The following is a 26,920-nucleotide window of genomic DNA, read 5'->3' on the forward strand; positions in this document are numbered from 1 at the left end:
GGACGCCCGGTCATCGAGGTCACCGGACCCGACCTGGCCGCCTTCTGCGACGCCCGGCTGCCCGTGCAGCACGACGCCTACCGCGCCAAGCTCCGCGCCAACCTCAACGAGGTCGCCCAGAAGCTGGCATGAGGTGGCGGGAAAACGTAAGAGCCCCGCTGGCGTCTCGGGTCACCAGCGGGGCAAGAACAATGTTGCCGCATCACCTAAGGGGTTGTCACCCCCTTTCGGCAAAATCTGCAGAATTTTGCATTGCAGGATCCTGGTGGGCCCGAAACGACTCCAGGTGGCACCCGTCAGATGACCGTCCCGACGTCCTTGGCGACGATGTTGTCCATCGCGCGCTCGGCGACGGCGGCGATGGTCATCGACGGGTTGCACGCTCCTGTGGTGCCGGGGATGAGCGCTCCATCGAGGACGTAGAGGCCGTCCTGGCCCTGTACCCGGCCGTCGAGATCGCACACGGTGCCCATGTTGGCGCCGCCGAGGGGGTGCCAGGTGCTGTTGACGATGGTGTTGGTGTCGATCAGGGCACCGAAGCCGCCGCTGATCTTCGAGACCCGCTCGTGGATGGCGCGATAGCTTGCCGAGTCGCCGCCGTAGGGGAAGCGGAGGCTCACCGAGTCGGTCAGCGAGCTGTAGCGGAAGCTGCCGCGATCGGCGCTGACGCCGAAGCCGACCAGCATCGTGGCGCCCAGGTCGAGGCCGAGGGGGAGTGGCGGCACCGATGCCTGGATGACGGTGTTGGCCGTGGTCGGGTCGGACCAGTCCTGGCTCTGGTAGACGACGGGCCCACCCTGCGTACCGGTGAGGTTCTCGTCGAAGGGGCGCCACATGTAGATCCGGTCGCCGTTGGTGCCCCAGTCCTGGCCGAGCTTGTCGGGAAGGTCCGGGATGGTGTCGGTCGCCGCTGCGCGGACCAGGAGCTTGCTGGTGTTGAGCGAGCCGGCCGCCATCACCAGTGCGCGGGTGGTCAGGATCTTCTGCTCCACGACGTCGCCGGCGTCGTTGGTGCGGTCGACATGGACCTCCCAGCGGCCGTCGGCGGCACGGGCCACGCTCGTCACGTTGTGGCGAGTGGCGACGTGCACCAGGCCGGTGGCCTCGGCCTGCTCGATGTAGGTGACGTCGACGGAGTGCTTGCCGCCGTTGTTGACACCGAGCGCGCAGTCGCCGTTGGTATAGGAGGGAGCCATCTCGCCGCGCAGCTCCGCGAGGGCGTAGGACCAGTCGATCGGCATCGGGATCTTCTGCAGGTCATAGCCGGCGGCCTCGACCCGCTCGCCGAACGTACGTGAGACCCGGTAGTTGTCCGAGGCGATCAGCTCGTCGGGCGCGGTTGCGGCGCCGAGCATCTTGGCCACGCGTGGGTAGTGCACTCGGTCCATGAGCTCGTAGTCGAGCTCGTTCGGGAACCAGGTGTTGAAGACCTCTGCGGACGGCTGAAGCGTCATGCCCTGGTAGACCAGCGAGCCACCGCCGACACCGGCCGCGCACATGGCCAGCATGTTCTGGCCGAGGACGGGCTCGAGCAGACCGACGTACGGCCCGAAGTTCAGGGGAGTGCCGAGCAGCTTCTGCAGCGGCTTGAGTGCCTCGGGCGCAGTGGTGTGGAACAGCACCCGCTTGTCGAGCGAGCGCACCGTCGGGAAGGTCTGCGCGTCCGGCCCGGTCGGCCAGCGACGGCCACGCTCGAGCACCGTGACCGGTACGCCGGCCTCGGCCAACCGCAGCGCGGCCACGCCACCACCGAACCCGGACCCGATGACGACCGCGCGGTGCTCCTCCCGCACCAGTCGTACGCGGCGGGGCGAGGTGGCTGCGGCCGGACCGCCGAGCAGGCCGGACGCCGCTGCGCCGGCGGCGCCGGCAGCACCGGCCAGGAACGTACGTCGTGAGGCTGAGGACATGGTCAAGGGGACTCCCTCGGCTCGTGAATCGTCGGCTACTGCCGCGTAAGAGTTGACGAACGGGCGAGGTGTGTCAAGGTTCACAGCCCTGTTCTGGACAACAGTGTCCGGAACGCGACACGTCCCGGAGAGCCCGGTACAGCAACGCAGAAGGCGCAACCACAGCCATGTAGGCTGACCGCACTTCCAACAGCTAAGGACGATCTGAACCCCGATGGACGGACCGCAACCCGGCCAATATCCATGCCCGCTGAGTGATTCGCGGCCGCACCCGTCGAGGTTGGCGTGATGACCGAGGTTCTGTTCATCTTCCTGGCGCTGCTGCTGGTCGCCGCCTGTGGTGTCTTCGTGGCCGCCGAGTTCTCCCTGGTCACGGTCGACCACGCCCAGGTGGAGATGGCTGCCGAGCAGGGCGACAAGGGCGCCCAGGGCGTGCTCCGCGCGATGAAGGAGCTCTCCAGCAACCTTTCCGGCGCCCAGGTCGGCATCACGGTGACCAACCTCGGCATCGGCTGGATGTCGGAGCCGGCGATCGCCGAGCTGATCGACGCGCCGCTGCTCGCCACCGGCCTGCCCGAGGGCGCGGTGGCCGGGATCGCGGTGGCGATCGCGCTGATCCTCTCCACGATCGTGACGATGCTCTTCGGTGAGCTGGTTCCCAAGAACCTCGCGCTCGCCCTTCCCCTGGAGACGGCGCGCGTCACCCAGGGACCGATGCGGGCCTTCACCCGGCTGATGCGCGGCCCGATCAAGGTGCTCAACGGCACCGCCAACGCCATCGTGCGCCGCCTGGGCATGGAGCCGCAGGAGGAGCTGCGCTCGGCGCGAAGCTCCGCCGAGCTCTCCTCGCTGATCCAGCGCAGCGCCCATGAGGGCACCCTCGACGCCGACACCGCCGAGCTGATGGAGCGCTCGGTCGAGTTCGGCACCCGCACGGCGGGGGAGATCATGACCCCGCGCGTACGCGTCCACAGCCTCGACCACAACGACCGCGCCGAGGCGCTGATCGAGCTCACCCGGCGTACGGGCAACTCCCGCTTCCCGGTGCTCGACGACAACGAGGCCGTGGTCGGCACGGTGCACGTCAAGGCGGCCGTGGCGCTGCCGGTGCACGAGCGGCCCACGGCGAAGGTCAAGCACCTGATGGTGCCGCCGGTGGTCGTGCCCGACTCGCTGCGCCTGGACCCGCTGATGGCGCTGCTGCGCGCCGAGGGGTTCCAGCTGGCCGTGGTGCTCGACGAGTACGGCGACCAGGCCGGCATCGTCACCCTCGAGGACGTGATCGAGGAGATCGTCGGCGATATCGCAGACGAGCACGACCCGCTCAGCGCCCGCGCCCGGCTGCGCCGGGACGGCGGCTGGTCGCTGTCGGGGCTGCTGCGTCCCGACGAGGTCGAGGACATCACCGGTGTCGCCCTGCCCGAGAGCGAGGACTACGACACCGTCGCCGGTCTGATGCTGAGCCTGCTGGGCCGCATCCCCGAGCCGGGCGCCAGCGCCGAGCTGACGGTGCCCGGCAACCCGCCGCCCGACTCCGACGATGACGACGTCTACGCGAGGTACGTGAAGCTCACCGTGGAGGTCATGGACGGGCGCAGGATCGACCGGATCTCGATGCAGGTGATCGGCTGATGAGCACCACCATGGGACTCGTGCTCGGCCTGGTGCTGCTGCTCGCCAACGCCTTCTTCGTCGGCTCGGAGTTCGCCCTGGTCTCGGCCCGGCGCAGCCAGATCGAGCCCGCCGCCCAGGCCGGCTCGCAGATGGCCAGGATCACCCTGCGTGCGATGGAGAACATCAGCCTGATGATGGCCGGTGCCCAGCTGGGCATCACGGTCTGCTCGGTGCTGCTGCTGGCGATCACCGAGCCGGCGCTGGCCCATCTGCTCGAGCCGGGATTCGACCTGATCGGGCTGCCCGAGGCGTTCCACCACCCGGTCGCCTTCGTGATCGCGATGCTCGTGGTCACCTATCTGCACGTGGTGGTCGGCGAGATGGTGCCGAAGAACATCGCCCTCGCCGGCCCCGACAAGGCCGCTCTCGTCCTGGGCCCCGCGATCTACGCCGTCGTCTACGTGCTGCGCCCGATCATCGTCGCCTTCAACTACGCCGCCAACGTCTGCGTCCGCGCGCTCGGCATCGAGCCCAAGGACGAGGTGAGCTCCGCGTTCACCCGCGCGGAGGTGGCCGCGATGGTCGAGGAGTCCCGCGGCGAAGGACTCCTGGAGGAGGACGAGTACGGCCGACTGGCCGGCGCGCTCGGCTTCACCGAGAAGACCGTCGCCAAGGTCACCATCCCGATCTCCGACTGGACGATCGTGCCGCGCGGTGCTTCAGGTGCCGACATCGAGTCGGTGTGCGCCTCCACCGGCTACAGCCGGTTCCCGGTCGCCGGCGAGAGCGGTGACCTGGTCGGCTACCTGCACATCAAGGACGTACTCGAGCCCGATGACGTACGCCGCCGGCAGCCCGTCCAGAACAAGTGGATCCGCCCGTTCGCGACGGTCACTCCCGACGACGCGCTCCACGAGACGCTCGAGACCCTGCAGCGCCGCGGCGCCCACATGGCCCGGGTCGTCCGTGAGGACGGCAGCACCATCGGCCTGGCGACGCTGGAGGATGTCATCGAGGAGCTGGTCGGCGAGATCCGCGACGCTGCCCACGCCGACGACTCAACGGCTACCGACTAGGGTTGGCTCGTGCCGCGTCTGGTGACAGAGGAGAGCCCGCAGATGCCCAACCGTCGATCCGGTGATCCCCGCCTGCAACATGGCCGGGACATGCGGCGACCGCGAGGCACGGCCGACCGCAACCAGCCCGTGCTCGGCAAGCTGCTCAGCATCCTGCGGCTCGTCTACGCGCCGGTGGTGCTGTGGGCGGTGATGATCGCCGAGGACGACACGATCGCACTGTCCGCGTTCGGTCTCGCGGTGGTCACCGATCTGCTCGACAGCTGGCTCAACCGCAAGCAGCTGGGCCGCCGCCGCTCGGGCGAGCTGCTCGACGTCGTGGCCAACACCGTCTTCGTCCTGGCCGCGACGCTCGCGCTCTGGCAGATCGACGTGATCCCGTGGCCGATCGCGCTGCTGGTGCCGCTGCGGTTCGTCGGCCTGCTGGCGATGATCCCGGCGCTGCGCAGCCGTGGGGTGCGTACGCTGCCCATCCATCTTCTCGGCAAGGTGGCCGCCTTCTGCATGCTGGCCTCCTTCCCGTTGCTCTACCTCAGCCACGACATCCCCGAGACCCTCGACCTCGGCCTGGAGCCGAGCCTGCCCATCCAGGTGGCGCAGGCCTTCGGCTGGGCCTTCGCGCTGTGGGGGATCCTGCTGCTGTGGTGGAGCCTGGTCCTCTACGCTCAGGAGGTGCGTCGCCTGATGGCCACCACGCCACCGCTGGAGAAGGGCGGGGCGACCCGTGCCTGACCAGATCCCCGGTTCCGAGGACCTGCGGGCCTACGTCACCAAGCCACTTCTCGACCGCATCACCGACCAGGCGATCGACTCCGACTACATGGCCGCCGCCGAGCGGCGCGAGCCCACGGGGGAGGAGCAGACGCGGCGTCGCCGTCCAGGCCTGTGGGCGATGGTGGTCGTCGGGCTCTTCGCGCTGCTGGCCACGACTGCCGCGGTGCAGACCTCGCGCAACGAGGACATCCGACAGACCAGCAGGCAGGTGCTGGTCGACCGCATCGAGCAGCGTCAGGACCGGATCGCTGATCTGCACCGTCAGATCTCCGCCCTCAGGGAGGACAACCAGCGAAGCGAAGCGGCGCTGAACTCGCTCGGGCTGCGGGCCGAGTCGGCGTCCTCGTCCGCCGCGTCGACCGCGGAGGAGACCGGGTTCGCTCCGGTGACCGGTTCGGGGATCAGGATCACCATCGACAACGCCGCCGACGGCAGCGAGGGCGGCACCGTCCGCGACTACGATCTCGCCGTGATCGTCAACGGACTGTGGCAGGCGGGCGCGACCGCCGTCGCCGTCGACGGCCAGCGGGTCACCCCGCGCAGCGGCGTGATCACCTCCGGCGCCACCCTCCGGATGAACGACGTCTCGCTCTCGCCGCCCTATGAGGTGTCGGCCATCGGCGACACGCGTACGCTGGCCGCACGCTTCGCCGAGACGGTCTCCGGCGCGATGATCCACACCACGACGCAGGACTACGGGATGCCCTACGACGTCGAGAACATCGACCGACTGACCCTTCCCGCGGCGCCGGCTGATCTGCTGGAGTTGACCCACCTCGGGGCCAAGTCCAAGGACAAGGGCACCCAGAAGCCCAACGACAACACCGACGAAGACTCTGAAGAGAACAGCGAAGGGGACCGCGAAGAATGATCGCCGTCATCGGCCTAGTGATCGGCATCGTGCTGGGACTGTTCTTCCAGCCCGAGGTACCTGTCGGCCTGGCGCCTTACCTGCCGATCGCCGTCGTCGCCGCACTGGACGCCGTCTTCGGTGCGCTGCGCGCGTTCATGGACGGCATCTTCGACGACAAGGTCTTCGTCGTCTCGTTCATCAGCAACGTCGTAATCGCCGCCGGCATCGTCTACCTCGGTGACCGTCTCGGCGTCGGCGGCCAGCTGTCCACCGGCGTCATCGTCGTCCTCGGCATCCGCATCTTCACCAACGTCGCAGCCATCCGGAGGCACATCTTCCATGCCTGACCGGAAGAGGAGGCCACCGGTGAAGCGGACCGCGGCCAAGCGGACCCCCGCGAAGAAGGCGCCGGCGAAGAAGCCCGCCACGCCTCCGGAGGAGACCGCCGTCGAGCCTGTGACCGACGACGGCGCCATCCCCGAAGCCTCGGACGAAGGTACGCCGCCTGCTGAGCAGGCGCGCGCGGAGTCTGTCGAGACGACCGACGCCGCCGAGGCCGAGGCCGAGGAGCCGACGGAGACGGACGCGCCCGACGAGGCGGCGTCCGATGAATCTTCGTCCGACGAGGCTGTCGATGAGCCTGAGGAGCCGGCGGTCGCGGAGCCGGTGGCCGACAAGGCGGATGACGTCGAGCCGGTCGAGCCCGTCGATTTCGTCGAGCCCGCTGAGGTCACTGAGCCCGCTGAGCCTGTCGAGTCGGCTGCGGCCGAGGAGCCGGCCGCCGAGGAGGCCGAGAAGAGCGACGAGCCCGCTGAGGTCACTGAGCCCGACGAGGTCGAGGACACGGCGGTCGACGAGCAGACCGAACAGGCCGATGAGCCCGATGAGGCCGAGGCGCCGCCGAAGACCCAGAAGACCGATGAGGCGGATGAGTCTGACGAGCCCGAGGAGGAGCCGGCGCCGCTGGTCGGCCGGGCGCGACTCTTCGACGCGCTCACCCACTTCCGGCGCGGCCAGGTGGCCGTGGCGGTTCTGCTCTGCGTACTCGGCTATGCCGCCGTGGTGCAGGTCCAGACGAACACCGAGGACTCGACGTACGCCGGTCTGCGCGAGCAGGAGCTGATCGACATCCTCTCCGGCCTGGCCGGCACGACGCAGAAGGCCCAGGAGCAGATCGAGGAGCTCGAGGCGACCCGCGACGAGCTCGAGGACCAGACCCTCCAGCAGCAGACCGCACTGCAGCGTGCCGAGGAGCAGGTCGACACGCTCCGGGTGATCGCCGGGACGGTGCCGGTCAGCGGTCCGGGCATCACGATCGAGATCGACCCCGGCGCCGACCCGCTGAGGCTGACCGCGCTTCTCGACCTGATCGAGGAGCTGCGCACGAGCGGTGCCGAGGCGATGGAGATCGAGGGGGCCGACGGCGAGGCTGTACGCCTGGTCGCATCGTCCTCGATCGAGGTCAGCCAGCCCGGCGCGGGTCTCAACGTGGGCGGCGAGCTGATCAGCCCGCCCTACCGCCTCCAGGTGATCGGCCCGCCCGACACGCTGGCCGGCGCGATCGACTTCTACCAGGGCCCGCAGGACCAGCTCGAGGAGCAGGGCGCGGAGGTCAAGGTGGAGTCGGAGGAGAAGATCGACATCGAGTCGATTCACACCGTGTCCCGCTGACCGTTTCGTCGGTGGGTCGCAGTAGGGTTTCGACAACAGCTCGCGGGACGATCTTCCGCAGCCAGACCAGTACGCCTGATGAGGAGATGGCCGTGTACCCCGAGGACCTGAAGTACACCAGCGAGCACGAGTGGCTGCGCAACCCTGGCGAGACCGAGGGCTCCGTACGGATCGGGATCACCAACTACGCCCAGGACGCCCTCGGCGACATCGTCTACGTGTCGATGCCGGCCGTCGGCGACACGATCAAGTCGGGCGAGAGCTGCGGCGAGCTCGAGTCGACCAAGTCGGTCAGCGACATCTACGCGCCGATCTCCGGCGAGGTCGTCGCGATCAACGGATCGCTCGACGCCACGCCCGAGCTGGTCAACGACGACCCCTACGGCGGGGGCTGGCTGTTCGAGGTCACTCCGTCCGATCCTGCCGAGCTGGAGAGCCTCCTCGACGCCGCGGCGTACGAGGCATCGCTCGACGCCTAAGGCCGTGCGCTAAGAATTGGCGCAGCCCAACCGAACACCTGGGCCGACCTGATAGGTTGCGGATACCATCCCTCAACGTTCACTTGAGGGTAGGTGCCCGGCCCTCGATGAACCTGGAGCTCAAAAATGTCCGTGTGCCCCGCTTGCGGCAGCCAGAACCCCGACGAAGCGCGGTTCTGCTCGCAGTGTGGCGTAAGCCTGACCGGGACCGACCAGACCTCGACGATTCAGCTCGGGGCTGACGCCGACACCTCTGACCGGGTGCTCAGCCCGGTCGAGGCGGCCACCGTCGAGGCCCTGCCGCGGGGCAACGGCATGCTCGTCGTGCAGCGTGGTCCCGGTGCCGGAAGCCGCTTCCTGCTCGACCAGGACACCGTGGTCGCGGGTCGTCACCCGGACAGCGACATCTTCCTCGACGACGTCACCGTCTCGCGTCGCCACGCGGAGTTCGCGCGCACCGGCGACACCTTCGAGGTCTCCGACGTCGGCAGCCTCAACGGCACCTACGTGAACCGCGACCGGATCGAGAAGGTCGTCCTCAAGGACGGCGACGAGGTCCAGGTCGGCAAGTTCCGGCTCGTCTTCTACGCCGGGCACGAAGGGGCGTAGCCGATGGCCGCCGCCGCGATGCCTGACCCTCAACGGCCGGCTAGCGACTCGGGGGAGCGGCTCAACATCGGGCAGGTCCTGGATCAGCTGCGTCCGGACTTTCCCACGGTGACGATCCCCAAGATCCGCTTTCTCGAGGACAAGGGACTGATCAAGCCGGAGCGTACGCCCGCGGGCTACCGCAAGTTCTCCCGCCGCGATGTCGAGCGGCTGCGCTATGTCCTGAGGATGCAGCGCGACCACTACCTGCCGCTCAAGGTCATCGGTGAGCACCTGGATGCGATCGACCGGGGCCTCGAGCCGCCGGCGATCGAGCCGACCGTGCCCACGGTCCCGACGGTGGCCCTGACGCCGAGCGGCGCGCCGGGCGCGGAGTCGTTCCGGCGTACGGACAACATGCGGATCTCGCGACGCGAGCTCCTCAAGGTGGCCGAGGTCGACGACGCGCTGCTGACCGAGCTGGAGAAGATGGCGCTGGTGGTGCCGCTGCGCAGCGGTCACTACGACACCGATGCCCTTGCGATCGCGCGCACAGCCAAGGAGCTGGCCGAGTTCGGCATCGAGCCCCGTCACCTGCGCGGTATGAAGGCCGCCGCCGACCGCGAGGTCGGTCTCATCGAGCAGATCGTGGCGCCGCTGCGGCGCCCCGGGAACGCCGGAGCGCAGGGCCGGGCCGAGGAGATCGGCAGCGAGATCGCCTCCCTGGCGGTCCGTCTGCACGCCACCTTGGTGAAGTCTGGACTGCGCGACCGCTGACTCGGTTGATGTCGGCGGTCAACCGGGCTGCTGTCGCGACCCGGAGACGGGTAGGGTGGATGACATGCGCGAGGTCGATGTGCTCGGAGTCCGAGTGGAGATGCCCTCCAACCAGCCGATCGTGCTGTTGCGCGAGGTGGCGGGTGAGCGATACCTGCCCATCTGGATCGGCGCGGTGGAGGCGACCGCGATCGCCTTCGCCCAGCAGGGCGTGGTCCCGCCGCGGCCGCTGACCCACGACCTGCTCAAGGACGTGCTGGAGGCGACCGGCAACGAGCTCACCGAGGTGCAGATCACCTCGGTCACCGACCGCGTCTTCTACGCCAACCTGGTCTTCGCCTCGGGCGTCGAGGTGAGCGCGCGGCCCTCGGACTCGATCGCGCTGGCGCTGCGTACGGGGACCAAGATCGTGGTCTCCGACGAGGTCCTCGACGAGGCGGGGCTCGCCGTCCCGGCCGAGCAGGAGGACGAGATCGAGAAGTTCCGCGAGTTCCTCGACGAGATCACGCCGGAGGACTTCGAGTCCCACTGAGGCGGGATCACTCGCTGAGTGCGAGCATCGCCTTCTCATCGATCGTGTCGGCCTCCGCCTGGTAGACGACGAGGCGCTGACCGCCGGTGCGGGCCAACTGCATCACCTCGTAGGTGAGCGTCATCCGGCCGACGTGCGGATGCTCGAACGTCTTGGTGCCACCGCTGCGCTCGCAGACGTCGTAGCGCTCCCACATCTCGGCGAACTCCGGCGACTTGAGCAGCAGCTCGCCGACGAGCGCGGCCAGGCGGGGCGAGTCGAGGTCGGTGCCACCGATGGCGCGCAGGTGGGCGACCGAGCTGGCCACCGTCTGGTACCAGGGGTCGAGCAGGCGTCGACCCACCGGGTCGAGGAAGTGGTAGCGGGTCAGGTTCCGATGCTCCCGCGGCCCCTCCCACAGTCCTGGGTAGAGCCGTCGCCCCGGCCGGTTGGCGGCGAGTGCATCGTTGTGCCTGCTGAACACGAAGGCCGGCAGCGGTCGTAGCCTCTCGATCATGGCGAGCACCGAGGGACGTACGGTCGTGTCGGTCGTCGCCTGAGGCTCGCTGAACCGTCCCGAGGCGACCTCTGCCAGCTCGTGCAGGCGCTGATGGGCATCGCCGGTGAGGCGCAGTGTGCGGGCCAGCGAGTCCAGCACGGCCGTCGACGGGTTGGTCTCCCGTCCGCGCTCCAGCCGGGTGTAGTAGTCCACCGAGACGCCGGCGAGCGCCGCGAGCTCCTCGCGCCGCAGCCCAGGCGTACGCCGCACGCCGGTCCCGGCGGGCAGGCCTGCCTCCTCCGGGGTCACCCGGGCCCGGCGGGCACGCAGGTAGCGCCCCAGCTCGGTCGCAGCCATGTCGCTCATCCCTACCAGTGTGCCGCAGGTCCGGCTCGCGTGAGGGGCCGTGTCACACCCACCCCTGGTGACACCCCGGCATCGCGCGGTCTGCCTCTGCGCGCGCGACGCGACCAGACTTTCGGGGACAACGACTCGGAGGAGGAGCACGATGACCGCAGTAGCCCATGAGGTGCCGAGCAGAGGTCCGGCAGCCGCGCCCGCGGGAAGCGTTCGAGCGCTGCTCGCCGCACTCCTGGGCTTCACGGTGATCACCGTCGACGTCTCCGCGGTCAACATCGCGCTGCCCTACCTGCACCGGGACCTGGGTGGCGGGATGGCCGGGCTGCAGTGGGTCGTGGACGCCTACACGCTGATGTTCGCTGCCCTGATGCTCTCGGCGGGCGCGGTGACCGACCGGGTCGGACCGGTCCGGGCCTATGCGCTGGGGGTGGTGCTGTTCACCGTCGCCTCCGTGGCCTGCGCGGCCGCTCCGGTGATGCCGGCGCTCATCGCGGCCCGGGTGCTGCAGGGTGCTGCCGCCGCGCTGGTCATGCCGGCGTCGCTGGCGCTGGTCCGGGTGGCGTACGACGACGCGCGGGCCCGAGGGCAGGCTATCGCCGTGTGGACGATCGGCGGATCGGCGGCGATGGCGCTGGGGCCGGTGGCCGGAGGCCTGCTGAGCGAGTACGCCGGCTGGCGCTGGGTGTTCCTGGTCAACGTTCCGGTCGGGATCCTCATCGTCGCCCTGCTGGCCGGTCTGCGGATCCGGGCGGTGCGGCGCCGAGCACCGCTCGACCTCCCTGGCCAGGCGCTCGCCGTGCTCGCGCTGTCGGCGCTGACGTACGCCGTCATCGAGGCCGGTCACACCGGCTGGCACGCGCCCACCCTGCTCGCGGCAGCGGTAGCCGTCTCGGCGGCCGTCGCCTTCGTCGTGGTGGAGCGTCGCTCGGCCGCGCCGGTGCTCCCGCTCGGGCTGGTGGCTCAGGGGAGGGTCGCGGTCGCGCTGGTCTCCGGGTTCGGCATCAACTTCGGGTTCTACGGCGGCATCTTCCTGCTCGGCCTCTACTACCAGCAGGTGCGGGGCTGGAGCGGTGCTGAGGCCGGGCTGATGTTCGTCATTCCGGCGGCCATGACCACCTGCGCGAACGTCGTGGCGCCGCGCCTGGCGTACGTCGTGGGCCGGCGCCCGCTGATCGTCGGCGGCCAGCTGATCCTCGCGGTCGGAATGCTCGCCCTGCTCCTGCTGACGACGACGACGCCGGTCTGGCTGGTCCTGGTGCTGCTCGTCCCGCTCGCCACCGGCGGCGCACTGGCGATCACCCTCGTCACCGCCGACCTGATCGACGCCGTCGAGCCCGCCCGCGTGGGTGTCGCGACCGGTGCGCTGAGCACGTTCCGGCAGACGGGCGGCGCGATCGCGGTCGCCGTCTTCGGTGGTCTGGGGGCCGGTGCGTCCGGGATCCTCACGCTCCCGGGGATGCAGGCATCTCTCCTCGTCGGGGCCGGCGTCCTGGTGCTGACCGCGCTCGTGGCGACCGCCAGGCGTCGAAAGCCTCAGGCTCTACTTGAGGGTTAGCCCGGACGACACGCCGGAGGGGGTTCTTTGACCAGGGCCCTTGCGGCGCTTACCTTGTAGTTGTCTCTGTTGTAACTCCAACGATGTGGTCCCCCCGCCGCAGCCGTTCATTCCCCGAGTGGAGTTACGCACAACGGAGTAGACGATGGAGGACATCGTGTTCGACCACGAGCAGAAGCCCGGGCACGGCGCCGACGACGCGCAACGCGCGGCGGAGCAGGCTGACGAGCAGGGCCTTCTCTTCACCGACGATGTCTCGCCCCTGCCGAGCGACACCGGTTACCGCGGGCCGACGGCCTGCAACGCTGCGGGGATCAGCTACCGCCAGCTCGACTACTGGGCGCGCACCGGTCTCGTCGAGCCGAGCGTGCGCGGGGCGACCGGCTCCGGCACCCAGCGGCTCTACTCCTTCCGCGACATCCTGATCCTCAAGGTCATCAAGCGGCTCCTCGACGCCGGCATCTCGCTGCAGCAGATCCGCGCTGCCGTGCAGCACCTGCGTGAGCGAGGCACCGACGACCTGACCCGCGTCACCCTGATGAGCGACGGCGCCTCGGTCTACGAGTGCACCAGCAACGACGAGGTCATCGACCTGCTCCAGGGCGGGCAGGGCGTCTTCGGGATCGCCATCGGTGGCGTCTGGCGCGAGATCGAGGGCACGCTCTCCGAGCTCCCCAGCGAGCGTACGACCGACGACGGCGAGCAGGTCGCCTCGATGTCCGACGAGCTCTCCGCCCGCCGCGCGGCGCGCAACGCAGGCTAGTAAACGTCACGTAACACTAGACCCCGAGGTCCCCGCAGAGGCGGGGCCTCGGGGTCGTGTCGTTTATGCTGGAGGTGCTGACCATCCCGCACGGGAGAGCTCCTCTCGAAGGGGCGCCGAAGGGGCAATTCCTCCCCGGAAACTCTCAGGCATCCACGACTGTGCGGACCAGGCAACTCTGAAGCGGCGCAGGTGCGGTGACAGAGGGGGAGGGCGTACGAGTTGTCTTAGATGCCCTCAGGAGCCACTGTGTCCGACACGCCCACTCTGTCCGAGCTCGACGCCGCCTCCCCGTTCGTGGCGCGCCACGTCGGACTCTCGGCCGCCGACGAGGCGACCATGCTCGCGCGGCTCGGGTACGACTCGGTAGCAGCGATGATGGACGCCGCCGTCCCGGCCGGGATCCGCTCGGTCGAGTCGCTGGACCTGCCGGCCGCGCTGAGCGAGGCGCAGGTCGCGTCGCTGGCGCGGGAGATCGCAGCCTCCAACAAGCCCGGCGAGGCGATGATCGGGCTCGGCTACCACGCCACCGTGACGCCGCCGGTGATCCGTCGCAACGTGCTCGAGGACCCCAGCTGGTACACCGCCTACACGCCCTACCAGCCCGAGATCTCCCAGGGCCGCCTCGAGGCGCTCATCAACTTCCAGACCATGGTCGGCGACCTGACCGGCCTCCCGGTGGCCAACTCCTCGCTCCTGGACGAGGGCACCGCGGCCGCCGAGGCGCTGGCGCTGGTCCACCGGGCCAACCGCAAGGGCTCCGGTCCGTTCGTCATCGACGCCGACGCCCTGCCGCAGTCGATCGAGGTCGTGAAGGTGCGTGCCGAGGCGATGGGCCTCGAGGTCGTCGTGGCCGACCTCTCGCAGGGTCTGCCCGAGGGCGACGTGATCGGCGTGCTGGTGCAGTACCCCGGCGCCTCCGGTCGCGTCCCCGACCTCAAGCCGATCATCGACGCCGCCCACGAGCGGGGTGCGCTCGCCGTCGTCGCCGCCGACCTGCTCGCGCTCACCGTCCTGGAGGCGCCCGGCACCCTCGGCGCCGACGTCGTCGTCGGCTCCACCCAGCGCTTCGGCATCCCGCTCTTCTACGGCGGCCCGCACGCCGGCTACATGGCCGTCCACGAGGGGATCGAGCGGCACCTGCCGGGTCGTCTCGTCGGCGTCTCCGTCGATGCCGAGGGGCGGCCCGCGTACCGTCTCGCTCTGCAGACCCGCGAGCAGCACATCCGCCGCGAGAAGGCGACCTCCAACATCTGCACCGCGCAGGTGCTGCTGGCCGTCGGCGCTTCGATGTACGCCGTCTACCACGGCCCCGACGGGCTGCGGACGATCGCGACCCGGACCCACCGCTACGCCGCCGTCCTGGCCGCCGCGCTCAAGTCGGCCGGGCTCCCGCTGGTCTCGGAGACGTTCTTCGACACGCTGGGTGTCACCGTCCCCGGCCGGGCGGCAGACGTCGTCACCGCGGCGCGCCGTTTCGGCGTACATCTTCGTCTCGTGGACGCCGACACCGTCGGTATCTCGACCTCGGAGGCGACCACTCGCTCGACCCTGTCGGCCGTGCTCAACGCCTTCGGCGTCGCGGGTGCGGACCTGGACGAGATCGACCGCACCACGGCCAGCGCGCTGCCTGACGGCCTGCTGCGCACCACCGACTACCTGACCCATGAGGTCTTCAACGCGCACCACAGCGAGACCCAGATGCTGCGCTACCTGCACAAGCTGGCGGCGCGCGACTACGCGCTGCACAAGGGCATGATCCCGCTCGGCTCGTGCACCATGAAGCTCAACGCGACCACCGAGATGGAGCCGATCTCGCTGCCCGGCTTCGCCGACCTGCACCCGTTCGTGCCCGCCGAGGACGCCGCCGGCTACACGCGTCTGGTCGGTGAGCTGGAGGGCTGGCTGGCAGAGGTCACCGGCTACGACGAGGTCTCCATCCAGCCGAACGCCGGCTCGCAGGGTGAGTTCGCCGGCCTGATGGCGATCCGCGGCTACCTGGACGCGCAGGGCCAGGGTCACCGCAAGATCTGCCTGATGCCGTCCTCCGCGCACGGCACCAACGCCGCCTCGGCCGTGATGGCCGGGATGAAGGTCGAGGTCGTGAAGTCGTCCGAGGACGGCACCGTCGACCTCGACGACCTGCGGGCGAAGCTGGACGCCCACGGCGAGAACGTCGCCGCGATCATGGTGACCTACCCCTCGACCCACGGGGTCTACGAGGAGGGCATCACCGAGGTCTGCTCGCTGGTGCACGAGGCCGGCGGTCAGGTCTACATCGACGGCGCCAACTTCAACGCGCTCCTGGGCTACGCCAAGCCCGGCGAGTTCGGTGGCGACGTCTCCCACCTGAACCTGCACAAGACCTTCTGCATCCCGCACGGCGGTGGCGGTCCGGGCGTCGGCCCGGTCGCGGTCCGCTCCCACCTGGCGCCCTACCTGCCCTCGCACTCCCTGCACCCGGACACCTCGAAGCGCTCGGGCATCGGCGCGATCTCGGCGGCTCCGTACGGCTCGGCCGGCATCCTGCCGATCTCGTGGGCGTACGTCCGGCTCATGGGCGCCGAGGGTCTGACCCGGGCGACGTCGGCCGCGGTGCTGTCGGCCAACTACGTGGCCTCGCGCCTCAACGAGCACTTCCCGGTGCTCTACCGCGGCGAGACCGGCCTGGTCGCGCACGAGTGCATCCTCGACCTGCGGCCGATCACCAAGGAGACCGGTGTCACCGTCGACGACGTCGCCAAGCGGCTCATCGACTACGGCTTCCACGCCCCGACGATGTCCTTCCCGGTCGCCGGCACGCTCATGGTCGAGCCCACCGAGTCCGAGGACCTCGGCGAGCTGGACCGGTTCATCGACGCGATGATCGCGATCAAGGGCGAGATCGACCGGGTCGCCTCGGGCGAGTGGACCGCCGAGACCTCGGTCCTGCGCGGTGCCCCGCACACCTCTCGTGCCCTCGTCGGCGACTGGGACCGCGCCTACTCCCGCGAGGAGGCCGTCTTCCCGCGCGGCATCGACCCGGACAAGTACTGGCCGCCGGTGGCCCGCATCGACAACACCTACGGCGACCGCAACCTGGTCTGCTCCTGCCCGCCGGTGGAGTCCTTCGCCGAGTGACGTTATCGCCGAGTCGGCGCGTCATGACGCGCCGACTCGGCGAGGTCTTGGTCAGCTCAGGGTCATGATCGGCTCGCCGTTGGCGTTGAGCCCGGTGCCGTGGGTGCACGTGCCGGACCTCGGCGCGCCGCCGTTGTAGGCCTGGCGTAGGCAGTTGCGCAGGGCGAGCTGTCCCCAGTAGTTGGGGTGCAGGCTCTCCTGGATGTAGTAGTTGCCGCTCGCGGTGGAGACGGTGCGGATCTGGTTGACCCACTCGGTGCGGTCGACCGCGCCGGAGGCCCGCCAGCTCGACAGCCCCTTCTCCTCGAGAAGGCCCACGGTGTTCTCGCACAGCCGGCGGCCCGCGAAGGCGCCGGTGACGTCGATCTTCTTGATGTTGGTCAGCCCGGAGTCGCTCGCCGCACCTGAGATCGCGTTGTTGATCGTCGGCAGGATCGTGGTGTACGCGTAGTCGGCATCCGCGTTCCAGAAGCCGCAGCCGCCGGTGTTCTGACGGGTGTAGCCGGACTCGCTGTAGCGGTAGACCGAGGAGGTCGCGAGCGGCGAGGGCACGTTCTGGACGATCAGGGTCCATGCGCCGTCCGCGTAGCCCGCGTTGCGCATGGCGGTGCGCACGTTCTGGAACGCGGTGGCGATCCTGGCGCGTACCGCGGCGACATTGCCGGCCGCCATGGCGCTGGTGACGACCGCGTCGTCCTTGCAGTAGTCCTTGCTCCAGGACGGCGAGAGCAGGAAGTTCTGCACGCACTGGGTGACGATCGCGGCGAAGTTGAAGTCGTTGCCGCCGATGCCGATCGTCACCGCCTTGACGTTGTGGCTCGCCGCGAAGCTCTGCAGCATGAGGGCCTGACCCTGGTTGCCGCCGCTGGAGTAGAAGTCGATGCCGGGCTTGAAGTAGCCCTCGCTGGTCGTGGTCGTGGCGACCTTCGCGCCGGAGCAGGCCAGGTTGAGCCCGTTCACGCCACCGCCGACGTACGCCTCGGCGGCCGTGCTGCGGTGGCAGCGGTTGATCGTCTCGGCGGTGTGGCCGGCGTTGTCGAAGTAGGTCGCGCTGCCACCCGCATCGACGAGCGACTCGCCGGAGTTGCTGTTGCCGGCCCAGCGGCCGGCCTCGCCGGAGACGTAGCTGTCACCCACGGTCACGATCCACGGGGCGCCGCTTCCGGGGCCGTCGGCGTGGGCGGGTGAGGCCATCAACGTCGTCGCGGAGAGCAGCGACGCTGGTAGGAGAAGGGTCGCGGCGACCTGGGCGACACGGGTGCTGAGACGTGGCACGGAAACCTCCGGGTGGTCTGGGACGGCTTCCGCGGTGCGGAGCCGCCTCAGGCTAGTGACGTACGTCACTCCCGGGGAACTACTGGCGGGTAATAACTCTCGTTCCGAGGGTAAATTCTTCGCTCAGACGCCGACGACGTGGAGGGTGGAGCCGTCGCGGCCCTTGGCCACGGCCAGCTGGGTGGGGATCCGCTCGCGCATCTCGGTGACGTGGCTGACCACGCCGATGATGCGGCCGCCCTCGCGGAGGGTGTCGAGGACGTCGAGTACGTCATCGAGGGTGTCGGCGTCGAGGGAGCCGAAGCCCTCGTCGACGAAGAGGGTGTCGAGCATCTGGCCGCCGGCCTCGTTCATGATCACGTCGGCAAGGCCCACGGCCAGCGCGAGGGAGACCACGAAGGTCTCGCCGCCGGACAGGGTGGCCGGGTCCCTGGACTCGCCGGACCAGTCGTCGCGGACCATCAGGGCCAGGCCGCCGCGGCGGTCGCCGGCGCCCTTGGCCGCGGAGTGCTCAAGGGCGTAGCGCTGGTCGCTCATCTTCGCCAGCCGCTCGTTGGCGGCGGCGACGACCTGGGTGAGGCGGTAGGCGACGACGTAGGCCGACAGACTCATCTGGAGCTGGTTGTCGCTGCTCTTGCCCTCGGAGAAGGAGGCGATCCGTGCGGCGACCTCGAGGTCGTCGCGTACGGGCGCCCAGGCCGAGAGCGCGCCGGTCAGGTCGCGCTGCAGGGAGTCGAGGCGGGCGGCCCGGTTGGCGGCGGTGTCGGCCGCCGAGCGGGCCGCATCAGCGGCATCGGCGGCCGTGCGATGGGCGGTGGCGAGCGCCGGCAGGTCCGGCTCCTCGGTGGCCAGGATCTCGGCGGCGCCGGGGGAGTCGAGGGTCGCCCGGGCGGCCGCCAGGCTGTCGGCGTACGTCTTGATCTGGCTGTTCAGCGCCGCGACCCGCTCCGGTGGTAGCGCCGCGGCGAGGGCGCTCTCGGGGGTGTCGAAGCCGGCCCGGACCGCGGTGGCGGTGAGGGTGCGCTCGGCCCCGGCGAGCGCCTCGGCGGTGCGGGTGGCGGCCTCCAGGCGCTCGAGGCTCGTGGTCGCCGCGCGGTGGTCGCGTTCGAGCGCGGTGAGGAGGGCGTCGAGATCTGTGTGGTCCCCGCGGACGTCGGTCAGCTGCTCCTCGAGACGCTCGCGTTCCTCGGTGAGGTGACGCAGGGTCGTCTCTAGCTCGGCGGCGCGGGTCTCGAGCTCGGCACGGAGCGTCGCCGAGCGGGCCCGAGCCTCCTCGACGGCGGTGAGCTCGGCGCGCAGGCTCGGCTCGCGAGCAGCGGTGCGCTCCAGACCGGCCAGGCGCTCGGCCATCGACGCGGCCGGCTCGTCGGTCTCCCCGGCAGCCTCCTGGGCGAGCTGCAGCCGGGTGGTGAGGTCGCGCACGTGCTGGTCGCGGGCGTGCTCCTCGGCGCTGGCGTTGTCGTAGGTCGCCTGGGCGGCCTTCTCGGCAGCCGCGTCGGGGGCGCCGTCGGCGGGCGAGGCCTTGTGGGGGTGCTCGTGGGAGCCGCACACCGGGCAGTCCGCGCCGACCGCGAGCGCCCCGGCGAGCTCGGCCGCGATGCCGTCCAGCCGGGCCTGGCGTACGTCGAGATAGCGGGTGCGCGCCTCCATGGCGGCCGTCCTGGCCGCCTCGTGCCTCGAGCGGGCGTCGACGAGCTCCCTGGTCAGCCGGCCGACCTCGGTGACCGCCGCGACCTGTGCACGCAGCACCGGGATCGCCGCAGCGGCCTCGGTGGCCGCCGCCAGGTCCGCGGTGAGGGCCTCGGCCTGCTGCGGCAGCTCCTCGGCGAGCCGGGCCTGATCGCGGGTCTGGGTGACGAGCCGATCCTGCTGGGCGCCGGTGGCCGCGAGCTCGCGGGTGACCTCGCTCAGGCGCTGCTGGACCGGCACCAGGGCACGTGCCTGGGCGAGACGGGCCGAGATCCGGTCCACCGCCGCCTTGGCGTCGGTCAGGGTCAGGTCGCTCGGGGCGAGCGAGGTCGCTCGGGCGTGCTCGCGCCGCGCCTGGTCGGCGAGCTCGCTGACCCCGGCCACCGCCTCGGCCCGCTGGGCGGCCTCGACGCGGCGTACGCGCTCCTCCTGCTCCTCGGCCGCGGCGACGAGGCGGCTCTCGGCGGCGGCCGCTGCCCGGAGGCCGCGCTGCTTCTCGGCCATCGCCCGGGCGGCGTCGAGCGCTGCGAGGGTCTCCGACTCCGCCGCCAGGGCCTCCATGGCGGCGCCGGAGGTGACGGCCTGTGACTCGGTGGCCTCTTCGGCCAGCGCGCGGGCCCAGGTGGCGATCGCGCCGTCGCCGGCGGGGAGGCCGAGATCGTGGACGTCCCAGTCGTCGGGGAGCGTGACGGCCGCGGTCTCGCTGATCCGGCTGACCACCTCGGCGACGCCGGCGTTGAGCTCCTCGGAGCGCCGCCGGAGCTCGACGCGGCGCTCCCGCAGCCAGCGCTCGACATCGGCGAAACGCTCGGTGCGGAAGAGCCGCTCGAGCAGCCGTTTGCGCTCCTCGGCGCTGGAGCGGAGGAAGGCCTGGAAGCGGCCCTGGGGAAGCATCGCGACCTGCACGAACTGGGTCAGCGTCATGCCGAGGAGGTTCGAGACCAGGTGGCCGGCCTCGTCGAGGCGGGTGGTGAGGGTGCGCCACTCCTCGCCGACCTGCTCCATGAGCACGACGGAGGCCTGCTGGGTCGTCGTGCCGGCGCCGCGCCGCTTGGGGCGCTCCCAGGAGGGGGAGCGGGTGATCCGGAAGCGTCGCTGGGCGAGCGTCGCCTCCAGGACGACCCGGGTGGCGACCTCGGCCGGGGCCCGGTCGCTGCGCAGCCGCTTGGCGACCGAACGGTCACCGGGGACGTCTCCGTAGAGCGCGAAGCAGACCGCGTCCAGGACGCTGGTCTTCCCGGCGCCGGTGGCGCCGGAGAGCAGGAAGAGCCCCGCCTCGGAGAGCTGGTCGAAGTCGACGCTCACCGTGCCCGTAAACGGGCCGAACGCGGCGACCTCCAGGTGGTGAAGGCGCATCAGAAGAGCACCTCGAGCCACTCCTCTTCCTCGGCGACGCCGGAGCGCGAGTCGAGCGAGTCGACCTCGGGATCCTCACAGCAGGCGTCCACGGCGGTCTGCAGCAGCGCCAGCTCGGCCTTGGCCGCCGGCTCGCCGCGGAGCTCGGCCACGAACTCGGTGACCAGGTCGATGTCGCGCCGCGGCCGGGACGGGTCGGGCTGCGAGAGCGCACCCAGGACCGGCGCGGTCGACTCGAAGCCCAGCACGAGGGTGTGCGGGAACCGTCTCCGCAGCCGCTCCATGGCCTGGGCCGGGCGGATCCGGTCGGTCAGGGTGACCTGCAGCCACGACTGCTCGTGGACCTCGTGGCGGGGGTCGCTCAGCAGCTCCTCGAGCGTGCCGCGCAGCCTGGCCAGCTTGCGCGGGACCGGCGCCTCCACGAACTCGCTGGCGACGAAACCGGACTCGTCGAGATCGATGAGCCAGGACCCCTTGAGGTGGTTGGCCTCGGAGAAGGAGTAGGCCAGCGGGGAGCCGCTGTAGCGGACCGTGTCGGTGATCGTGTGGCGGCCGTGGAGATGGCCGAGGGCGGCGTAGGAGATGTCCTCGAAGAGGCTGGCGGGCACCATCGAGACGCCGCCGACGGAGATGTCGCGTTCGGAGTCGGAGGGCTCCGCGCCGGTGACGAATGCGTGGGCCATCACCACGCTGCGACCACCCCGCTGGTCGAGGTCGGCGCGGACCCGCTTCATCGCCTCGCCGAGCGCCGCCTGGTGGGAGCGCGAGTCCAGCCCCCACGACGCCCTGGCGGCGTCGGGATCGAGGTAGGGGAGACCGTAGAAGGCCACCTCGCCGTGCTCGTCGGGGAGCATCACCGGGCGGCCGACTCCGGCCAGGTCGGTGCGGATGAAGATGCCGGCGGCGTCGATCAGCTCGGAGCCGAAGCCGAGTCGCTGCGCCGAGTCGTGGTTGCCGCTGGTGATGACGACCTTCGCCCGCGAGGCCGCGAGCCGGGAGAGCGCCTCCGAGGCCAGCCGCACCGCATCGACCTGCGGAAGCGCCCGGTCGTAGACATCGCCGGATACGCACACCACGTCGACGGATCCCTGCTCCACCACGGAGAGGAGATGGTCGACGTACGCCGCCTGGTGCCCGAGCATGCCCTCCCGGTGGAAGGACCGGCCCAGGTGCCAGTCGGAGGTGTGCAGGATCCGCATGAAACGAAAACTATCGGTGAGCACGGACAGTCTTGCCCCCGACTCACCGCCGGAGCCTCGGCTACGCGGGATAGGTCACCTTGATCGCCAGCTGCCGCTGCAGGTTGTCGGCCGCGTCGGACACGCGGCGGCGTACGCCCGGGTCGAGATCCAGCTCGATGACCGCCCGCGCGGCAGCGAGGGTCTCCTCGGTCACCGAGCCGCTCGGGAAGAACGCCTCGGCGGCCTCGGCCAGGCTCCAGCCCGACCGCTTCTCGGCGGTGGCGGGAAGCTCGGCGAAGTAGCGATCGACGTAGCCCGCGGTGAGATCGGCCGGCCCGGTCCAGAATGCCCTTCCGGCGGCCAGGATGTCGTAGTTGGGCAGGTCGGTCTCGCCGGTGAACACCGACCAGCCGTACGCCTTCGCCTCCGCGTCGGGGATGCTGACCAGGGCGCCGTTGAGATGGATGCGGGCCTCGTTGGCGGGCTCGGCGTCATAGGCGGCGTGCAGCTCCTCACGAGAGGCGAAGCCCTGCTCTGCGAGCTTGGCGAGGATGCGCCAGCGCAGGTCGAGGTCGGTCTCGATCCCAGCCGGGGGAGTGGCGAGCCATTCCCGCAGCAGCGACTCGGACGACGCCGAGCGGATCGCCGCGCGGTAGGACGACAGCTGCAGCTCGGAGCCGGGAGCGACCTCGGCGAGCTTGCGGAGCGCGGCCTCGTGGAGCCGCTCGCGCGCCCCGGCGGGCGCCAGCGGCACCACCGAGCCGAAGAGCCACGGCATGGTGCGCCGCGGGGTGTCCTCGACGTCCTCGACCGGCAGCGACGCCTCGGCGATGTCGATGACGTCGGCCGGGTCGACCGCGGCGTTGAACCAGGCGCTGCGCAGGTTGTTCCACACGCCCGCGCGCAGACCGTCGTCGGCGATCTCCGGGAGGGCGGCCTTGAGCGCCTGCACCGTCTCCCAGTCGGGGATGGCGGCGGCCCAGGTGTCGTCGTAGGGGTCGAGCACGACGGCGTTGGCGGCGACCTGGAGCGGCGTCTGGTCACCGCTCACCGTGATCTCCTCGGTGGTCCACCGGGTGCCGTTGAGGATCGCCGCGCGGAAGGTGTGGGAGCGATCGGCGGGGTGCAGCGACGGAGCGGTGCGGTTGACGACCATCTTGGCCGGGTCCCACGAGAGCGTGTCCGGGCCGGCCTTGAGCAGCCACTGTGAGGTGAAGGTGTCGAGGTCGAACTCGACCCCCGCCTCGGCCGCGGCGGCATCCCAGGAGCCGAACAGGTCGTGCATCGTCGCGTTGCCGAACCGGTGCCGGTTGAAGTGGTCGATCGCGCCCGCGAAGAAGACGTCGTCGCCCAGGGACGCGGCGAGCTGACGCAGGATCGCGGAGCCCTTGGAGTAGGAGATCCCGTCGAAGTTCTGCAGCGCGGAGACGGCGTCCTCGGCACCGTTGCCGGCGACCGAGTGCGTCGATCCGCGCTGGTCGGCGGTCAAGCCCCACTGGCGGCGGGCGTAGGACATGTCGGCCCAGGCGTCGGCGTACTCCGTCACCTCGGCGGTCACCCGGTTGCCCATGTACTCGGCAAAGGACTCGTTGAGCCACAGGTCGTCCCACCACTGCGGCGTGACCAGGTCGCCGAACCACTGGTGAGCCATCTCGTGGGCGACGGTGGTGGCCCGCTGGATCCGCATGCCGCGGGTCACGCGAGAGGTGAAGACGAGCGGGTCGCGGAAGGTCACGCAGCCCGGGTTCTCCATCGCGCCCGCGTTGAACTCCGGCACGAACGCCTGGTGGTAGTTGCCGAACGGGTAGCGGATGCCGAAGAGCCGGTGGAACTCGTCGAAGCACTGCTTGGTGATCGTGAAGAGCTCCTCGGCGTCCTTGTCGAGGTCGGCGGCGATGCTCTGCCGCGAGCTCAGCGACAGCGGGATCCCGTCGTGCTCGTCGTGGATCATGTGCCACGGGCCCGCGACGAGCGTGACGAAGTACGTCGAGAGCGGCTGGCTCCGCTCGAACTCCCAGGTCCCGGGCTCGGTCTGGGTGCCCGGCGCGTTGCCGATCACCGTCCAGTCGCGCGGCGCGGTCACGTGGAAGGTGTAGGGCGCCTTCAGGTCGGGCTGGTCGAAGCAGGCGAAGATCGTCGGGGCGGCGTCCATGAAGCACATCCCGTAGACGTAGGCCCGTCCGTCGGCCGGGTCGACGCTGCGGTGGAGCCCCTCGCCGTCGTTGCGGAACGGCATGGTGGCCTCGACGACGAGCTCGTTCGGGCCTTCGTCGGTGTTGATCGGGAGGCGCCCCTTGGCGAGCGTCGCCGGGTCGACGGCGCCGCCGTTGAGTGTGATCCGCGCGACCGAGACCGGCTTCAGGTCGACGAACGTCGGCCCGCCCTTCGATGTGAACCGGATCGTCGTCACCGAGTGGAAGGTCTCCTCGTGGGAGGCCAGGTCGAGACGTACGTCGTAGTCCTCGATCTTCAGCAGACCGGCACGGGCGGTGGCCTCGTCTCGGCGCAGGGGCAGGCTCTGGGTGCTCACGTCGCACAGGCTAACGGGCAGATGGCACTCTTACCCCATGACTTCTGATGCGGCAGACCAGCGCTCGGTATCTCTGGAGAAGATCGGCGAGCACCGCTTCCGTGCGACCAACGCGCGCGGCGGCACCGTGGTGATCGGCCACGGCGACGACCCCGACTTCACCCCGGTCGAGCTGCTCCTCGCTGCCCTGGCCGGCTGCAGCGCTCTGGACGTCGACTTCATCACCGGCAAGCGGTCCCCGATGGAGACCTTCGAGGCGCTCGCCGCGGGCACCAAGATCCGCGACGAGCAGGGCAACCGCCTCGTCGACCTGTCGGTCACCTTCGACATCACCTTCCCGGAGGGTGAGGCCGGCGACGCCGCCCGCAAGGTCCTCCCGGACGCGATCAAGAAGTCCGAGACCCGCCTGTGCACCGTCGGCCGCACCGTCGCCGTCGGCACCCCCGTGACCTACGGCGAGGGCGCCCTCTCCTAACCGCCGAGACGTCACTCGCGTCGGCCGAGATGGCACCGGGGGTGCCCTCTCGGCCGACGGGGTCGACGCTTCGGCCGACGTACGTGACGCCTCGGCGTCTCAGGGGAGCAGGAGCGCGGAGTCGCCGAACTCGTGCCACAGGTAGCCCTCGGCGACGGCGGCGTCGTAGGCCGCCTGGGTGAGCTCGGGGCCGGCGACGGCCTCGACCAGCAGCAGATGGCTGGCCTGCGGATCGTGCCAGCCGGTGATGAGCCCGTTGACGACGTACGGCGGGTTGGCCGGTGTGATGACCCGGTCGGTCCAGCCGCTCGCCGCCTTGACCGCACCGGTCGCGGGGATGACCGCCGACTCGAGGGCTCGGGTGACGGTGGTGCCGGCCGCGACGACGCGGCCACCGGCGTACCTGGTCTGCTCCACCAGCCGTGCCGTGGTCTCGGAGACCTCGAACCACTCCGCCCCGGGGGCTTCGCCTGCCTCCTGGGAAGAGACGCCGGTGTGCAGGGTGACGGGCGCGATCTGGATGCCGCGGGTGACCAGCTCGGTGACCAGCGGGTGGGTGAACGGTCGCGCCGCCGAGGGCATCTCCGCGCTTCCGGGGCGGTGCCCGAAGACGGTCTGGTAGGCGGAGAGCGGGTAGCGGCGGTCGAGATAGCCGTACGCGATCGGGCGGCCCGCCCGCTCGAGCTCGGCGCTCACGTCGCCGGTGACGCGGGCGCGCCACAGCCGGTTGCCCTCGCCGGTAGGGGAGGAGGCGCGGCCGTCGGGGTAGGGCTCGCGCAGGGTGACCCGAAGACTGGCGGTCACGATCACGTCGCCCTCGGCGGCGTCGAGCACGGACCGGGAGGCGTCCGGGGCGGAGCGGATCTCCACTGCCCAGCCGGTGTCGAGACGCTGGGCGAGGTGGAGTACGACCCGGCCGCGCCCGATCATGTCGGCGTCGAGCTGGCGCGCCTCGGTCACCGAGTCGTTGACCACGACCAGGTCGCCGGGGGAGAGGTGATCGGCAAGGTTGCGGAACCGGGAATGTCGTACGCCGCCCGGCGACGCCACCAGCAGGCGCACCCCGTCGCGTTCGATGCCGCGCCACTCCGCAGGCGCGGGGGCGGTGGTCTCCTCAGGGAAGGGGAACGTGGTGGTCGGTCGTTCGGCGAGCATGGTCATCGGGTTGCTCCTACTGATGCGAGTTCGGTGGCGCGGTAGCGCCCGGACGGCTGGTCGCCGGAGAGCAGCGCGAGCAGGTGCGGAACGACCGATTCCGGCAGTGGTCGGTCGGAGATGTCCTCACCGGGGAAGGCGGCCTGGTGCATCGCGGTGCGCATGTCGCCGGGGTCGACGGCGTACGCATGGATGCCGTTCTCCTCGCCGAGGGTGAGGATCAGGTGATCGAGCGCGGCCTTGCTGGCTGCGTACGTTCCCCAGGTCGGGTAGTGCTCGACCGCCGCGTCGCTGGAGATGCCCACGAGGGTGCCGCGCGAGGCGATCAGATAGGGGAGGAGCCGCTGGGTCAGTGTGAGCGGGGCAAGCAGGTTGGTCTCGAGCACGCGGGAGAAGAGGCTCTCCGGGACCTCGGCCAGGGGAAGCATGGGGCCGAGCTCGCTGGCGTTGTGCAAGAGCAGGTCGAGACGCCCGTGCCGGGCGACCGCGGCGGCGATCGCGTCCTGATGGTCGAGATCGCGTACGTCGCCGCTCAGCGTCGTCACCCGAGGGCTGTCCGGCAGGGCGGCATGGAGGCGGCCGGCGTTCCGGGCGTCGGTGACGATGCTCCAGCCCTTGTCGATGAGGGAGGTCGCGAGGGCGAGTCCCAGCCCCGCGGAGCCGCCGGTGATGACGGCTACTTCGTTGTCTGATCGGTTCATGCCCCTTA

At 70.4% G+C, this 26,920-nt stretch carries 22 protein-coding genes and 1 riboswitch; of the genes, 14 read left to right on the plus strand and 8 right to left on the minus strand.

Going from position 1 to position 26,920, the window contains the following annotated elements:
• Nucleotides 1-296: 296 nt before the first annotated feature.
• Complete coding sequence (locus ABTX24_RS24935; protein ID WP_350843529.1) at nt 297-1,910, minus strand: GMC oxidoreductase; 1,614 nt, start codon at nt 1,908-1,910, stop codon at nt 297-299.
• Between the two features lie 288 nt (nt 1,911-2,198).
• On the opposite strand from ABTX24_RS24935, the gene ABTX24_RS24940 reads away from it, so the two are divergent.
• The 10 genes from ABTX24_RS24940 (at nt 2,199) to ABTX24_RS24985 (ending at nt 10,274) form a co-directional block, all read left to right on the plus strand.
• Nucleotides 2,199-3,542 (plus strand): hemolysin family protein, encoded by a 1,344-nt coding sequence (locus ABTX24_RS24940; RefSeq protein WP_350843417.1) that lies wholly within the window; start codon nt 2,199-2,201, stop codon nt 3,540-3,542.
• Nucleotides 3,542-4,600, plus strand: coding sequence for a hemolysin family protein (locus ABTX24_RS24945; protein WP_350843419.1), 1,059 nt, complete (start codon nt 3,542-3,544; stop codon nt 4,598-4,600). The genes ABTX24_RS24940 and ABTX24_RS24945 overlap by 1 nt, the downstream gene beginning before the upstream one ends.
• A 90-nt stretch (nt 4,601-4,690) precedes the next feature.
• Nucleotides 4,691-5,332 carry a CDP-alcohol phosphatidyltransferase family protein gene (locus ABTX24_RS24950; RefSeq protein ID WP_350843421.1) on the plus strand — a complete coding sequence of 214 codons (642 nt, stop codon included), beginning with the start codon at nt 4,691-4,693 and terminating at the stop codon, nt 5,330-5,332.
• A complete protein-coding gene (locus ABTX24_RS24955) occupies nt 5,325-6,245 on the plus strand; it encodes a DUF881 domain-containing protein (RefSeq protein ID WP_350843423.1) in 921 nt (306 codons plus the stop codon). Before ABTX24_RS24950 ends, ABTX24_RS24955 begins: the two co-directional genes overlap by 8 nt.
• The gene (locus ABTX24_RS24960; RefSeq protein ID WP_008359542.1) at nt 6,242-6,574 is read left to right on the plus strand and encodes a small basic family protein; all 333 of its coding nucleotides are present in this window, start codon (nt 6,242-6,244) and stop codon (nt 6,572-6,574) included. Before ABTX24_RS24955 ends, ABTX24_RS24960 begins: the two co-directional genes overlap by 4 nt.
• 19 nt (nt 6,575-6,593) lie before the next feature.
• A complete protein-coding gene (locus tag ABTX24_RS24965) occupies nt 6,594-7,898 on the plus strand; it encodes a DUF881 domain-containing protein (protein WP_350843425.1) in 1,305 nt (434 codons plus the stop codon).
• A 92-nt stretch (nt 7,899-7,990) separates the two neighbouring features.
• A complete protein-coding gene (gene gcvH, locus ABTX24_RS24970) occupies nt 7,991-8,377 on the plus strand; it encodes a glycine cleavage system protein GcvH (RefSeq protein WP_350713950.1) in 387 nt (128 codons plus the stop codon).
• 126 nt (nt 8,378-8,503) lie between these two features.
• Entirely contained in the window at nt 8,504-8,986 is a 483-nt protein-coding gene (locus ABTX24_RS24975; protein WP_160023650.1) for an FHA domain-containing protein, read from the plus strand.
• 18 nt (nt 8,987-9,004) lie between these two features.
• Nucleotides 9,005-9,742: a transcriptional regulator FtsR gene (gene ftsR / locus ABTX24_RS24980; RefSeq protein WP_350843426.1), complete on the plus strand. Its 738-nt coding sequence runs from the start codon at nt 9,005-9,007 to the stop codon at nt 9,740-9,742.
• Nucleotides 9,743-9,806: 64 nt separating this feature from the next.
• A complete protein-coding gene (locus ABTX24_RS24985) occupies nt 9,807-10,274 on the plus strand; it encodes a bifunctional nuclease family protein (protein WP_091042032.1) in 468 nt (155 codons plus the stop codon).
• A gap of 7 nt (nt 10,275-10,281) precedes the next feature.
• Here the strand turns inward: ABTX24_RS24985 and ABTX24_RS24990 are convergent, their stop codons facing one another.
• A complete protein-coding gene (locus ABTX24_RS24990; RefSeq protein ID WP_160023646.1) occupies nt 10,282-11,118 on the minus strand; it encodes a helix-turn-helix transcriptional regulator in 837 nt (278 codons plus the stop codon).
• A 142-nt stretch (nt 11,119-11,260) separates the two neighbouring features.
• On the opposite strand from ABTX24_RS24990, the gene ABTX24_RS24995 reads away from it, so the two are divergent.
• The 3 genes from ABTX24_RS24995 to gcvP all read left to right on the plus strand — a co-directional run bounded on the left by ABTX24_RS24995 (nt 11,261) and on the right by gcvP (nt 16,550).
• Entirely contained in the window at nt 11,261-12,667 is a 1,407-nt protein-coding gene (locus ABTX24_RS24995; protein WP_350843428.1) for an MFS transporter, read from the plus strand.
• A 145-nt stretch (nt 12,668-12,812) separates the two neighbouring features.
• Nucleotides 12,813-13,430, plus strand: coding sequence for a MerR family transcriptional regulator (locus ABTX24_RS25000; RefSeq protein ID WP_201451022.1), 618 nt, complete (start codon nt 12,813-12,815; stop codon nt 13,428-13,430).
• Nucleotides 13,431-13,511: 81 nt separating this feature from the next.
• A riboswitch (glycine riboswitch) is annotated at nt 13,512-13,602 on the plus strand.
• A gap of 59 nt (nt 13,603-13,661) precedes the next feature.
• Nucleotides 13,662-16,550: an aminomethyl-transferring glycine dehydrogenase gene (gene gcvP / locus ABTX24_RS25005; RefSeq protein WP_350843430.1), complete on the plus strand. Its 2,889-nt coding sequence runs from the start codon at nt 13,662-13,664 to the stop codon at nt 16,548-16,550.
• A 51-nt stretch (nt 16,551-16,601) separates the two neighbouring features.
• Here the strand turns inward: gcvP and ABTX24_RS25010 are convergent, their stop codons facing one another.
• The 4 genes from ABTX24_RS25010 to pepN all read right to left on the minus strand — a co-directional run bounded on the left by ABTX24_RS25010 (nt 16,602) and on the right by pepN (nt 24,581).
• Nucleotides 16,602-17,825: an SGNH/GDSL hydrolase family protein gene (locus ABTX24_RS25010; protein ID WP_350843432.1), complete on the minus strand. Its 1,224-nt coding sequence runs from the start codon at nt 17,823-17,825 to the stop codon at nt 16,602-16,604.
• A 123-nt stretch (nt 17,826-17,948) separates the two neighbouring features.
• Nucleotides 17,949-20,870, minus strand: a complete 2,922-nt coding sequence (locus ABTX24_RS25015) for an AAA family ATPase (RefSeq protein ID WP_350843434.1) — start codon at nt 20,868-20,870, stop codon at nt 17,949-17,951.
• Entirely contained in the window at nt 20,870-22,069 is a 1,200-nt protein-coding gene (locus tag ABTX24_RS25020; RefSeq protein ID WP_350843436.1) for an exonuclease SbcCD subunit D, read from the minus strand. The genes ABTX24_RS25015 and ABTX24_RS25020 overlap by 1 nt, the downstream gene beginning before the upstream one ends.
• Nucleotides 22,070-22,130: 61 nt before the next feature.
• Nucleotides 22,131-24,581, minus strand: coding sequence for an aminopeptidase N (gene pepN / locus ABTX24_RS25025; protein WP_350843437.1), 2,451 nt, complete (start codon nt 24,579-24,581; stop codon nt 22,131-22,133).
• Between the two features lie 37 nt (nt 24,582-24,618).
• On the opposite strand from pepN, the gene ABTX24_RS25030 reads away from it, so the two are divergent.
• Nucleotides 24,619-25,056 carry an OsmC family protein gene (locus tag ABTX24_RS25030; protein ID WP_160023632.1) on the plus strand — a complete coding sequence of 146 codons (438 nt, stop codon included), beginning with the start codon at nt 24,619-24,621 and terminating at the stop codon, nt 25,054-25,056.
• A gap of 99 nt (nt 25,057-25,155) precedes the next feature.
• On the opposite strand, the gene ABTX24_RS25035 is transcribed toward ABTX24_RS25030, so the two are convergent.
• Both ABTX24_RS25035 and ABTX24_RS25040 read right to left on the minus strand, forming a co-directional pair.
• Complete coding sequence (locus tag ABTX24_RS25035; RefSeq protein WP_350843439.1) at nt 25,156-26,217, minus strand: S-adenosylmethionine:tRNA ribosyltransferase-isomerase; 1,062 nt, start codon at nt 26,215-26,217, stop codon at nt 25,156-25,158.
• Complete coding sequence (locus tag ABTX24_RS25040; RefSeq protein ID WP_350843441.1) at nt 26,214-26,912, minus strand: SDR family NAD(P)-dependent oxidoreductase; 699 nt, start codon at nt 26,910-26,912, stop codon at nt 26,214-26,216. The genes ABTX24_RS25035 and ABTX24_RS25040 overlap by 4 nt, the downstream gene beginning before the upstream one ends.
• Nucleotides 26,913-26,920: the final 8 nt, after the last annotated feature.

This window comes from Nocardioides sp. NPDC127514, from assembly GCF_040302125.1.
Classification (GTDB): domain Bacteria; phylum Actinomycetota; class Actinomycetes; order Propionibacteriales; family Nocardioidaceae; genus Nocardioides.